Below are 12680 nucleotides of genomic sequence, written 5' to 3' on the forward strand. Positions count from 1 at the left end.
GGTCATGCGCCCCGACACGCCTGCCGAGAACGTCGACCACACCGCCGAAGCGGCACGCCTGGAGCGGACCGCCGGCCTGTATCCCGAGGACGCCGAGGCCCTGCTGCTCCAGGCCGCGGCCCACCTGGAACTGTCCGGCGACCGCCCCGCCGCGACCGCGCTCTACGACCGCCTGCTGTCCTCCGGGGCCACGCTGGACGACCCGCACCTGATCAGAGCCCTGAAGGCGTCGAACCTGTGGGAGTACGGCCACGAGGCCGAGGCCCGCGCGATCATCGAGGGAATCCGGGCGGCAGCCCCGCGCGAACCGGCCCCCTGGGTGATCGTCGCGGAGGCCCTGGAAGCCCACGACGAGCTGGAGGCGGCGGAGAAGACGTTCACGGAGGCGGCGCGGCTGCTGCTGACGGACGTACCGAAACCCCCGTACGCCACCCACCCCCTCCTCTTCGGCCGCCACCGGGTACGGCGGATGCTGGGCGCGGCCCACGACGAATGGGACACGCTGGCGGACGCGCTGCACTCGTCCCCCGTCTCCCTGGACGAACTTCACGACCCGAAGCGGGTGTGGTCCCTGGGCTCGGACAACCCGCTGGAGCTGGCGGCGGAGATCTCCCGCCTGCGGGCGGAGCTGGGCACGTTCCGGGAGGCCCTGTCCCGCCCGTTCCCGGTCGCCGTCCTGCACTGGCCGGCGGACGAACTGACGGAACTGCTGTCGGCGTACCCGTCGCTGGCCCTGGAGTACCCCTCGCACCCCGACCACCTCACGACGATAGAGACGTCCCTGCGCGAACTGTCGACGTCCGGCACCCCGAACCTGGGCATCGTCACCGGCACGGTCCCCTCCTACGAGGCCTTCGCAGCCTCGGAGGGCTCCGCCCCGGACGACACGACCCTGCTCCCCCAGTACGCCACGACACTGGCAGCCCGAGGCCGAGCGACGGCGTGGCCGCCGGAGAGGGGGGCGGGGTGCTGGTGCGGCTCGAACCAGCCGTACGAGACGTGCCACGGCACCACGCAGACATCGCCGCCGCGGGCTAACTGACCTACGGCCTCCGCATCACCCACCGAGCCCTCGCCGACCCCCGAGCCCTACGCCACCTGGACAGCCGCGGCGAACCCACGGCCCGAACAACCAGCCCTACCGCCGCCCCCGTCAACCCGGACCGTCACGAACTCCACCCCGGCTACAAGGTGATTGATCGCCCGCTACGACCCCGGCGACCCCCGCCGGGTCGTCATCACCCGAACCCAGAAGACGTTCGCCCCTGTCTCGATCTTCTTTGGCATCGGATCCTTCAAATGTCAGTGGCTGCTGTTAAAACAGATCCACGTCGGCACGAGTGATCGTGCGCAAGAACCACGAGGGATCAGGGGAGCAGTCGTGGCGGGAACTGGGGGGCGGTCGGAGCCGATCGCGGGTGTCTACGAAAAGTTGATCACCCATGGCATACACGCCGAGCTCGAAGAGTTTGAGGCCGCGGGCTGGAAGGCTATCGACGCCGAGGTGAGCCCCGAGTCCTCCCCTCATGTTCTTGCTCGCCACATCGGTGAAGCCGTGGCGCGCAAGCTGAGTCAACTGCCGCATGCCGAGCAGGTCACGGTCGCCAACCGCATCTTGCAGTCCTTGGCTGCTGCCGCGCCTGACCAGCACGACACGGAGGCAGCAAGCACCATCGTCGAAGGTCCACGGCAGCTACTGGCTCTCGCTGAGCAGGAAGCCCCCGGGGTCTACGCAATGCGTCCTCTCACTCCGCTCTCCGAGACTTCGCTCATCACCAACTCGCCCGAAGACCCCAGCTTGGGCGCCGAGCTGAGGGCCGAACTAGCCACCGCTGACAGCATCGATCTGCTCTGCGCCTTCGTGAAGTGGTACGGAATCCGCGTTCTGGAGGACTCCCTGCGCGCCGCGAAGGAGCGCAACGTACCGATCCGTGTCATCACGACTACCTACATCGGTGCCACTGACCGCCATGCGCTCGACCGACTCGTCCGCGACTTCGGCGCTCAGGTCAAGGTCAACTACGAACTGCGCTCCACGCGCCTGCATGCGAAGGCATGGCTGTTTCGTCGCAACAGCGGCTTCGATACAGCGTACGTCGGTAGCTCCAACCTGTCGAAGGCCGCGCTGCTGGATGGCCTTGAGTGGAACGTACGACTGTCGTCGATCGCCACGCCCGCAGTGCTCGGCAAGTTCGAGGCGACCTTCGATGCGTACTGGAACGACATTGCCTTCGAACCGTACGACCCGGACCATCACAGCGAACGTCTGGATCAGGCCCTCGCGCAGGCAAGTGGCAGCACGTCCTCCACTGACCTGAAGATCAACCTCTCAGGCCTCGAAGTACGCCCCTTCCCGCACCAGCGGGACATGCTCGAACGTCTTCGAGTCGAGCGGGAGATCCGAGGCCGTGACCGCAACCTTCTCGTTGCAGCCACGGGAACCGGCAAAACGGTCATGGCGGCCTTGGACTATCGCGGCCTCGCCAAGGATCTCGACGTCAAACGCCCGCGTCTGTTGTTCGTAGCTCACCGCAAGGAAATTCTTCGGCAGTCTGTGCGGACGTACCGGGAGGTCCTCGATGACGCTTCCTTCGGAGAGCTGCTCCACAGCGGCCAAGAGCCCCAGGCTTGGGACCATGTCTTCGCGAGTGTCCAGTCCCTCAACATGCGGCGCTTGGAACAACTAGCTCCTGATCACTTCGACATCATCGTCATTGACGAGTTCCACCACGCCACCGCCGCCACCTACCGACGGGTCATAGATCACTTCAAGCCGAAGCAGTTGTTGGGCCTCACCGCCACTCCGGAGCGGATGGACGGGCTCAACGTGCAGGACGAGTTCTTCGAAGGCCGCATTGCAGCAGAGATGCGGCTGTGGGAGGCACTCGAGAACGACCTCCTCTGCCCCTTCCACTACTTCGGCATCCCCGACGGTACAGATCTGACCAACCTTGGATGGGCCAAGGGCACCTACGCGGAAACCGAGCTCGGCAATCTCTACACGGGCAACCAGGCCCGAGCCCGCATCGTCGTCAAGCAGATCCGAGACAAGGTGTCCGAGCCGGGCGCCATGAGGGCCCTGGGCTTCTGCGTGACCAAGGCGCACGCCCACTTCATGGCCGACTTCTTCCGTGAGGTTGGCTTCCAGGCCGTGGCTCTGGACAGCGACTCGCCGGCGGGAGAGCGCGCCCAGGCGCTTGCTGACCTGCGTGACGGCAAGCTCCAGGTCATCTTCTCCGTCGACCTGTTCAATGAGGGCCTCGACATCCCCGACGTCGATACGCTGCTCCTCCTGCGCCCCACCAACAGTGCGACCGTCTTTCTCCAGCAACTTGGCCGCGGGCTGCGCCGCACTGATTCCAAGCCCGTGCTCACCGTTCTTGACTTCATCGGCCAGCACAGGGTGGAGTTCCGTTTCGAGGAGCAGTTCCGGGCTCTCACCAACCTCTCTCGCAACCGACTCGTCGATCACATCGAGCATGACTTCCCGCAGCTTCCCTCCGGATGCCAGATCATCCTGGAAGGCAAGTCCAAGGAACTCGTACTCGCCAACATCCGCACTCAAATCGGCGCCACCGTCAAGACGTTGGTCAACGAGGTGAAGGCGTACGACACTCTGCGACTGGCCGACTACCTCCGTGAGAGTCGGCGCGAAATCAAGGAGCTCTACAAGAGCGACAACTCGTGGACAGGTGTGCTCAGGCGGGCCGGCATCGTCAAAGAGCCCGCACCGTCCGGTGAAGCTGCGCTTCTCAAGCGGGTCCACGCCTTTCTCCACGTCGACGACCCCGACCGGGCCGAGGCATACCTTCGCCTCCTCGCCGACGACGCTCCGCCATACGAGGCCCTGAACCCGACCGACCAGGCCTACGCCCGCATGCTCTTCTTCAACCTGTGGGACAACGCGGGCGGCTTCACGAGCTACCAGCAGGGCCTTGATTCACTCCGCGACCAAGCAGCGTTCCGCGATGAGCTCCGACAGGTGTTGTCGCATGTCATGGAGCGGGCCGACCACTTCCCCATCCCCCTGCCGGACAGCCACCGCGGGATCCCCCTGAAGATCCACAGCTCCTACAACCGCTCCGAAATCCTGGCCGCTCTCGGTGTGGCTCGCTTCGGCGGCCAGATGCCCCGCTCTTTCGCTCAAGGTGTCCAGTGGGTGGAGGAGATCAAAACCGACGCCCTTCTCATCACGTTGGAGAAGAACGAAAAGGACTTCTCCCCCACGGTTCGCTACAAGGACTACGCCCTGAGCCCGGAACTCTTCCACTGGGAGTCCCAAAACGCGACCGCTGAAACGTCACCGACCGGTCTGCGGTATCGCCAGCACGAGCAGCAAGGCAGCCACGTCCTACTGTTCGTCCGCCGTTACAGCAACACCGACATCGGCAAGCCACACCCCTGGATGCTCCTCGGCCCGGCGACCTACGACAAGCACACGGGTAGCAAGCCGATGGCGATCACGTGGCGACTGAAGCACGACCTTCCGGCTGACGTGTGGACGTACTCCACGATCGCCGCTGGGTAAATCGTCCCGCGGCTCGCGAGTCATGGGTGGCCGCGTCTCAGTGCAACCTGCTGGCCCACCCATCGGCGATACCGTTCAGTTCGGCGTCGTAGCGCGCCTGAGCGCGGTCCACGGCGTCCTCCACGTCGCACCCGTGCGCCCGGAGCCAGTGGAGGAAGTCCGTGATGACGGCGATCACGGACTCCTCGGCCATGGTCCTCGCGAGTCTGCCCGCACCGGCCGGGAGGGGCGGTCCGGCGTCCGTGTACAGCCCCAGCAGAGCCTCGGCGCGGCGCACGCCGGGGCCCTCGCGATGACCCTCCGGTGACGCGAGGCCCGTCGCCAGTTCGCACCACGTGACCTTGCGGTCCGGGCCGAGTTCGACGCCCCACCGGTCGGCGACCGCGTCGACGAGGGCCATACCCCGGCCGCCCTCCGAGTCGGCGTCGGCACCGAGCAGGGTGGGCAGGGCGCGGGTGTCGGGGTCGTGCACCTCGATGCGCAGATGCACGCCGTTCATCGAGACCGCGAGGGTGGCCGGGGTGCCCGGGCCGACGTGCGTGATGACGTTGGACACCAACTCGCTGACGCACAGCTGGGCTTCGTCGGTGACTCCGTGCAGCCCCCAGATGCCCAGATGCAACCGCATGACCCGGCGCAGGCCGGCCACCTCCGTCGCTTCGGCCGTGAAGGCGAGATCCCACGGCTTGCGCGCCACGCATGATCCCCGGCCCACGAAATCCTGACCCACGAGAATCCCCTTTCGTCACGACGACCCCCATGAACCACCCAGAGTCATGGGGCATCACTTTGAGTTGCCGTCGATCGACAGAGTGCGGGATGCGCATCCCTTTCTGCAATGTGCACGGAGGGATTCCCACTTCCGAGTGATTGGCAGTCCCACCCCTTGGCGCGAGACTGAACGCCCGCTATCCGAAACGGGGTTTGCTATGGCCGGATCACCCACGGCACGCCGGCGTCGTCTGTCGATCGAGCTGAAGAGGCTCCGCGAGCAGAGCGCACTCACGTGCGCGCAGGTCGGCGAGGCCCTGGACTGGAGCGGCTCAAAGGTGAACCGCATGGAGACGGGCAGCGGGCGCGTCCAGCCCTCCGACATCGACGCCCTGTGCCGCTTCTACGACACCGGCGACGAACTGCGGGAGTTCCTCAAGTCGTTGGCCCGGCAGGCCAAGATGCGGGGCTGGTGGCAGGTACACGGCTCCGGGGTCCCTGAGTGGTTCAACGTCTACATCGGCCTGGAGCAGGACGCGTCCACCGTCCGCCAGTACCAGTGCGAGCTGATCCCCGGCCTCATGCAGACCCCCGAGTACGCCTCGGAGCTCCACACGACCGGTGCGCACCTGTCGGTCGAGGACATCGACAGAGCCGTCCGCGTCCGCATGGAGCGCCAGGCCATGCTCAGCCGCGCGGACGCCCCCGAATCCTGGTTCGTCGTCCACGAAGGCGCGCTGCGCAACACCATCGGGGACCGCACCCTGATGCGAGAGCAACTCGAACGCGTCCTGGAAGTCGCCCGGTTGCCGGCCGTGACGCTACAGATCCTCCCCTTCGACTCCGGCACGTATCCGGCCACGGGTTCCTTCACCATGCTGGGCTTTCCCGCACCGGAAGATCCCGACCTCGTCTATCGGGACGGCATCACCGATGCCGTCTACCTCGAAGGCGAGCATCATGTACGGGAGTACACCCGAGCGTTCGACGGTCTGCGGGCCGCGGCACTGAGCCCTCGACGCTCGACCCAGGTGATCGAAACGGTGTTGAAGGAATACGCAACGTGAGCATTGCAGCGCGCAGCGAGGACAGCCGTCCGGTGTGGTTCACATCGTCCTACAGCAACGGGGCAGGCGGGGAGTGCGTCGAGTGTCGGCTGACGGAGCACGGCGCCGTCGTACGAGACTCCAAGCGGCCCGAGGGGGCCGTTATGGCCATCGGGAACAGGGCTTGGCGCTCTTTCGTGGCAGCTGCCGCACATGCGGATTCGGCACGCTGAGGGAACATGCATCACGCACGGGCAGGGCAGCCGATCGAGCGAAGGCCCTCGGAGCGGAACAGGCCGTCGAAGCGCTGCGACAGGAACTGGAACAGGCGCCGCCACGCGGTGTACTGCTCGGGCCACCCATCTACCGTCGCCTCCCTCCGATGGTCGCGATCGTCGCGGTGCCCCGGACGAAAGCGTCTTCGCGGTGTAAGCGCATGGGCCACTTGCCGCTTGTACGTGGAACCCTAGCTACCGAGTGGCGGAGCGACGCGAGAGGAACTGACGTGCCAGGTGCCAGTTCGGACGGTAGGTACTCGCGGGGCTCTGAGCGCTCTATGAGCGATGACGATTTCGAAGCGGACGGCCGCTCGTCCCCCGTGAAGGAGCTGTGCGACTCGCTCGGAACCTCGCAGACAGAGGTTCGGTCCGCCGTCGCGCGGCCGGGGGGATGGCGGCAGGTCGGCAAAGGAGCGACGCCGGAGCGGGTCACCGTCGCTCTGCTCGTTGCACAGGAGGGGCAGACGGCATGACGATGAGCGAACGAACCGCGTTCGACTCCGCGGCGGCGGAGAGCATCCTGCGTCGAGCTTGCGATCTGGCCGGACTGGACCCCGACGGAGTCGAACTGCTGCGACTCGGTGACCATGCGGTGTTCCGCATCCACGGCGGCCGGATCGTCTCTCGCGTCGGCCGCCACGCGGACCGGCTGCCGTCCGTGCGCCGAGAGGTGGCCGTTGCGCATTGGCTCACGACCCAGGGCTACCCGTCCGCCCGACTCGTCAGGGCGACTGAACAGCCTCTTGTCGTCGAGGGACACCCCGTGACCTTCTGGGAGGCGCTGGCCGACGGTGAGAAATACGCCAGCACACGTGAGATGGGCGAGCTCTTGCGTCAGCTCCACGGACTGGAGCCACCGCAGTTCTCACTGCCCGACCTCCGCCCCTTCGACAAAGTCGATCAGCGTCTGAGGCGTGCTGAGATCCGTGCCGAGAATCGCGCGTATCTATCCAGACTGGCAGGCGAGTTGGCGGCTGCGTACGGAAGGCTGGAGTTCGTCCTTCCGTCAGGGCATCTGCACGGTGACTTCAACGTCGGCAACGTCTTGCGGGACGCCGAAGGACACCCGAAGGTCATCGATCTGGACGGCTTCGCTGCCGGTCCCCGCGAGTGGGACCTCATACAGACGGCCATGTACTACGACAGCTTCGGCTGGCACACGGAGGCCGAATACGTTGACTTCGTTGCAGGTTACGGCTTCGACGTCCGGCAATGGTCCGGGTACACCGTGCTCCGGAGCGTCCGCGAACTGTTGATGGTCGCGTGGCTCGCGCAAAACGCCGGCATGGATCCAGGCGCCGCCGAAGAGGTCGAGAAGCGTGTCGAAACTTTGCGGTCAGGTGGCTCCCGACGGGATTGGGCACCGTTCTAGGCGGCTGCGGCTTGCTGCCAGAGACGGAAGGCCCTGGCCTGTTCCGCGAAGTCGCGGAACTCCGCGGCCCGCCGCATGTGGTTCGTGACGCAGCCTTGGAACTCCCGAACGTACTGCACGCAGCGTTCCGACTTGAGCCCCTCGCCGAGGCCCAACGCGCTCATGGCGATCTCGAAGCTGCGGCCGATCTCACCTTGGTTGAGGTAGGCCTCGGCCAACACCATCGTCGCGAAGAAGTCGCTTCGGTTGTTCATGCCGTCGCCGAAGATGGAGCCGGTGCCCCGCGCCGTGGCTTCGACGGAACGTCTCAAGTCTCGGAAGCAGTGGCCGATCTCTGCCGCCAGTTCCACCTCGTCGAAGTACGCGATGTACGGCGGGTCGCTGTCGGCTGTCCTCTGGTCGAGCTTGCGTTCCGCATCCACCAAGGCCAGGTCACAGCCTCGCTCGTCGCCAAGACGAGCCAGAGCCCGCGCCTCCATCGCACGGAATTGCGCGGCCATCGTCGGCCCAAGGGCCGCGGCCGGCCCTGCGCACGCGGCGCGGGCGAGAGTCACAGCGTCCTGGTACCGCCCCATGAACGTGGCCTGATGGCTCATCGCCGACAGGACACTTCCGCCCAGGAGCCTGTCAGCAGCCGTCTGCGCCATGCGCAGGGCCTGAATGAAGTACCGCTGAGCGATGCTGTGCAGGCCGCTGTCGTACGACATCCATCCGGCCAACAAGAGCGCTTCGGCTACGGCTGAGTGCAGCTGCTTGCCCACGGTGTCGGAGTACTGCCCGCCGAGCATCGGCCGGACATCCGTGTGCAGGTACTGAATGAGCGCGCGTCGGGCATGGCCGCCACCGAACTTCCCGTCCAGCATGCTGAATGCTTCGGCGGTTGAGCGCACCATTTCCACGTCCACCGTGCCGATCGCCCGGTTGCCTGTCCGCGTCAGCTCTACGTCCGGCGGGGCGACGAGCCACCGCAGAGTGGCGGTGTTCCACGCAGCAGAGTCCGGCAGTGCTCGAACCAACGGCTTGGCCTCGGCCAGATCGGCGCGCCACAGGTCGGCCAAGGTCTTGGCCGTGGCCTCAGGGTCGCCTGCGAATTCGAGCCCCAGGTCAGGCTGTACGGCGGACACGGCCGCGTCGCCCATCCCGGTGTCATCGATGGTGATGTGACGTCCGAGCTTGGTCCCGATGGCGTCGGCGATGAACTGCGGCATGTTGCCCCGCGGTATCGAGCCCTTGAGCCACCGGGTGACGTAGGTGTGATCGCAGGTGGCGTCTTCTCCTGATCGAACCGCAGCGGCAACCACTGCGCGGGCGAGCGACTTGTTCGAGAAGTCCGCTTCCTGCATGAGCGCGGCCAGCCTGGCGTTCCGGTCTGCCATCGGACCCCCCAAACGGCCGCTGTGCCAGCTCGACGCACAGTCACTCTACGCAGGTCATAGCCCGGGTGCAGGGGGTTCGCGCACAGGAGTGCACGAGTACACCCCCCAGTGCACGCTCCCGAAGTCGCCTTCGCACGGCGACAGTTGGAATCGCCGCTGTAAGGGAAGGTCGGCGGTTCCGAGTCGAATCCATGGGTTGACGGCACGGAAAGCATTCATGCGTCGCCTCCATTGCCGTACGGGCCTTTGGTGGCGCGCGCCCAAAACCAGCCCATCATCCATGACTTCTGAGCTCCTTGGAAAGGTGGTCCCGTGATATCAGCTCACCACCTCATCGTGATCGGTTTCGATGAGATCGTCGCTAACAAGTACCTGCCGTGCATTGGCGATGCCATCAGGACCGGCTACATCGAGTCCTATTCCATCATCGATCTGGAGTCTCAGCGGACAGCAATCGACAGGCGCATAAATGCGGCCGGCGTGAAGCCGCGAGGAGTCGTTTACCTGTCGGATTCCGGCGACCGAGTACGGGAGACACCGCAAGAGCTCATCGCGGCCGCCGTCCAACGCCTGCGAGTACCCGGCGTACCGACGAAGGTTTACATCGCCACGGAGGTACGGGCCCACGAGGCATACCTCCGGTTCTGTGTGCAGAACCACATCGACTCGCTGGTCGAGAAGCCCGTCCTGGCTCCCGTCGTCGACGGTCGGTTCAAGCCCTCGTACATCACGAAGACCATGAAGGAACTCATCGGTGTCGCTGCCGACTCCTCCGCAAAGCACTCGGTGATGACGTTGAGCCGGTACCACCAGATCTACAACGAGAAGGTCCTCGCGTCGCTGAGGGACCGGATGGAGAGGTGGGAAGCACCCCTGACTTCCTTCCATCTCCGGGCCGCCGGCGGTGTGTGGAACCTCCAGCGCGAGTTCGAGAGCCGCGACGATCACCCGTACAAGTACGGCTACGGGATGATGATGCACGGCGCGTACCACTACGTGGACCTCGCGACCCAGATCCTGGCACTCAACTCGGAGCTCTTCCCCGAGTGCCGGCTCAAGCTGGAGGTCAGCTCCTTCGGCGCCTTTCCCATCGACCAGCACCAGCGCATCTCGCAGCCGATCGCCGGCAGGTTCCAGGACGGCGGCGCGCGGTGGTCGGCGGACTCGGATGCGGGCTCCCGGTTCGGCGAGACCGATGTGACCTCTGCGTTCCGCCTGGTGGATGCGGCGACGGGGAGGACCGTCTCGCTCGGGACCCTGTGCTTCGAACAAACCACCCCCTCCATTCGCGACTGGGCCGAACTCCCGGACCGCCTCTACAACGTCAACGGCCGCACATCGAGCGTCGACCTGGAGGCCCAGTTGTCGACGCTGTTCTCCACTCACGTCCACTGCTACGACATCCCCCGAGGTGCCGGCGCGGACAGGATCGATGCGTTCGCCCGCGTGACCACACGCGCCAACGCCGCGCTTCTGCCCGACGAGCAGTACGTGTCGGAGGAGTCGTTCGACGGGCTGTTCCACAGCGACAGCAACCGCCGACTCATGGAGCACTGGCTGCGCGGCTCCGAGCACCGCAGTTCCCTCGCGAGCCATCTCCGGCCCATGCAGGTCACCGAGGCACTCGCCTCGTCGGTGCTCACTCCTGGACGTCTGGTCGCGGTGCCTTTCCAGGTACTGGCTGCTCCAAACCTTCCAGGCCAGAGGAGTCATTCATGAATCAGCCAGTTTCGAAGGCGTCCGTGCACGCCTTCTACGCGGACGCGATCCGGCGGGGCCGGAACACCGCGGAGAACCTCCAGGCCGCCACCTCGGAGCGGTTCAACACCCTCCTCGAATCCATCGGAGACGGGACCCCACGTACCGCACTGGATCTGGGGTACGGGGCCGGGAACTACACCATCGACTTAGCGCGCGCAGGATTCCGCGTGACAGCCGTCGATCAGATCCCCCGCAACTCGCTTCTTCGCCGTATCCGCGGCGCCGGCAATTGGGCCCACCGGATCGACCCACGAGAATGCCTCGCCGAGGACTTCGCCATCGATGAGGACTTCGGGGTCATCGTCGCCAAGGACATCCTGCATTACCTCGCAAGACGCGACGTCGAGTCCCTCCTCACGAACGCGGTCACTCATGCGCGTGGGGGGAACTACCACTACCTCGAAGTCTTCACGAGAATCACCCGAAGATCTACGGACGGCCAACTGCTGCGTATCGAGGGGGAAGCCGGCTACTCCCCGGACGTCTTCCAACGCGTCATCGAGCGGATCTACGACGGCTGGGACCTCACGCTGCTCTGGTCCGAGCACGCGGAACAGGACAGCCGAACCGGACGCAACTGCTTCGAAGCGACCCGGGCCACCGTCATCGCCGCCAACCGGGCAGCCTGATCCAAGACAGGGAGAACGCCTTGAAGGCGAGCACGTCCGAAGGGATCAGCTTCGTCATCCCCTGCTTCAACTCGGGGGACTATCTCGTCGAAGCCGTGGAGTCCCTGATCCAGCAGCCCCATACGTTCCCGTACGAAGTCGTGGTCGTGGATGACGGCTCCGACGACGACCGCACGCTTCGTGCCATCTCGCAGTGCGCCGAGCGCGCCGGGGTCCGCATCGTCCGCCAGGAGCACAACGGGCACCATGCCGCGAGGAACACCGGCATCGACACCGCAAGCTTCGAGTACGTGATGCAGCTCGACGCCGACGACCGGCTCGCCACGGCGCCCGAGCTGCTGAGGGACGGCAGCTACCCGGACCGAGCCGTCAAGCTGCTGAAGGCCCACAAGCACGTGGCCTTCGTCCACACCATGTCCCGGATGATCGGCGACTTCGACGGGCTCACCATCTCCTCCTACCCGTGCCGTGAGGAGCTGGTCCTGCGCAAGCACCACGTGCCCACCTCGATCGTCTACCGCCGCGACGACGCCGTCCTGGGAGGCCTTTACGACCCGCACGTACGAAAGTGGGGCGACTGGGCGTTCGCCGTGAACCTCCTTGCCGGGCGTTTCCGCAGGGGCGACCACAACGGCATCGTGTGCATCGCCGGCCCGCTGCACGAATACCGGGTCCACTCGCGCAGCCGACGGGTCTCCAACGTTGAGATCTCCGAGTTCGACATGACCCTGCTGGTGGTGGAGAAGAACCTCGACCTCTTCCGGCACCACTTCAACCGCGACGACACGGCCGAGGACATCACGCGCCTTGTCCTCGCCTCGAAGCCGTCCCGGCTCGTCGACCTGATCCGGATGGCCGAGTTCGACCTCGAACAGGCCCTCGTGGTCGCCCGCCAGCGGCAGTTCTCCCTGTCGAGCCCATTCGAGGCCCTCGGCATCCCGTAGCCGCGCCCGCTCCATGAAGGAAGCCCCGGACGATG

Annotated in this window: 10 protein-coding genes; 8 read left to right on the plus strand and 2 right to left on the minus strand. The window is 65.8% G+C overall.

Annotated elements, in window-relative coordinates; translation table 11 throughout:
- Positions 1-4 precede the first annotated feature (4 nt).
- The gene (locus ACFYX4_RS05635; RefSeq protein ID WP_389326240.1) at positions 5-1042 is read left to right on the plus strand and encodes an SEC-C metal-binding domain-containing protein; all 1038 of its coding nucleotides are present in this window, start codon (positions 5-7) and stop codon (positions 1040-1042) included.
- A gap of 339 nt (positions 1043-1381) precedes the next feature.
- Complete coding sequence (locus tag ACFYX4_RS05640; protein WP_389326768.1) at positions 1382-4528, plus strand: DUF3427 domain-containing protein; 3147 nt, start codon at positions 1382-1384, stop codon at positions 4526-4528.
- Between the two features lie 37 nt (positions 4529-4565).
- Here ACFYX4_RS05640 and ACFYX4_RS05645 read toward each other — a convergent pair whose 3' ends face one another.
- Entirely contained in the window at positions 4566-5225 is a 660-nt protein-coding gene (locus ACFYX4_RS05645; RefSeq protein ID WP_389326243.1) for an ATP-binding protein, read from the minus strand.
- A gap of 232 nt (positions 5226-5457) precedes the next feature.
- Between ACFYX4_RS05645 and ACFYX4_RS05650 the strand changes: the two genes are divergently transcribed.
- The 3 genes from ACFYX4_RS05650 to ACFYX4_RS05660 all read left to right on the plus strand — a co-directional run bounded on the left by ACFYX4_RS05650 (position 5458) and on the right by ACFYX4_RS05660 (position 7935).
- Positions 5458-6306, plus strand: a complete 849-nt coding sequence (locus ACFYX4_RS05650) for a helix-turn-helix domain-containing protein (RefSeq protein WP_389326246.1) — start codon at positions 5458-5460, stop codon at positions 6304-6306.
- A 32-nt stretch (positions 6307-6338) separates the two neighbouring features.
- Positions 6339-6518 carry a DUF397 domain-containing protein gene (locus ACFYX4_RS05655; RefSeq protein ID WP_389326771.1) on the plus strand — a complete coding sequence of 60 codons (180 nt, stop codon included), beginning with the start codon at positions 6339-6341 and terminating at the stop codon, positions 6516-6518.
- Positions 6519-7032: 514 nt separating this feature from the next.
- Positions 7033-7935 (plus strand): phosphotransferase enzyme family protein, encoded by a 903-nt coding sequence (locus ACFYX4_RS05660; protein WP_389326249.1) that lies wholly within the window; start codon positions 7033-7035, stop codon positions 7933-7935.
- Here ACFYX4_RS05660 and ACFYX4_RS05665 read toward each other — a convergent pair.
- Complete coding sequence (locus tag ACFYX4_RS05665; protein ID WP_389326252.1) at positions 7932-9311, minus strand: hypothetical protein; 1380 nt, start codon at positions 9309-9311, stop codon at positions 7932-7934. The two genes, ACFYX4_RS05660 and ACFYX4_RS05665, sit on opposite strands and share 4 nt — an antisense overlap.
- Positions 9312-9623: 312 nt before the next feature.
- Here ACFYX4_RS05665 and ACFYX4_RS05670 point away from each other — a divergent pair, with 312 nt between their 5' ends.
- From ACFYX4_RS05670 to ACFYX4_RS05680, 3 genes are read left to right on the plus strand one after another with little or no spacing between them, the layout of a single operon-like run.
- Positions 9624-11030 (plus strand): hypothetical protein, encoded by a 1407-nt coding sequence (locus ACFYX4_RS05670; protein ID WP_389326255.1) that lies wholly within the window; start codon positions 9624-9626, stop codon positions 11028-11030.
- Complete coding sequence (locus ACFYX4_RS05675; protein ID WP_389326258.1) at positions 11027-11701, plus strand: class I SAM-dependent methyltransferase; 675 nt, start codon at positions 11027-11029, stop codon at positions 11699-11701. Before ACFYX4_RS05670 ends, ACFYX4_RS05675 begins: the two co-directional genes overlap by 4 nt.
- Positions 11702-11721: 20 nt before the next feature.
- Positions 11722-12645, plus strand: coding sequence for a glycosyltransferase family 2 protein (locus ACFYX4_RS05680; RefSeq protein ID WP_389326261.1), 924 nt, complete (start codon positions 11722-11724; stop codon positions 12643-12645).
- The last annotated feature ends 35 nt before the right edge of the window (positions 12646-12680 follow it).

The sequence above is a fragment of the Streptomyces sp. NPDC002328 genome, assembly GCF_042890065.1.
Taxonomy (GTDB): domain Bacteria; phylum Actinomycetota; class Actinomycetes; order Streptomycetales; family Streptomycetaceae; genus Streptomyces.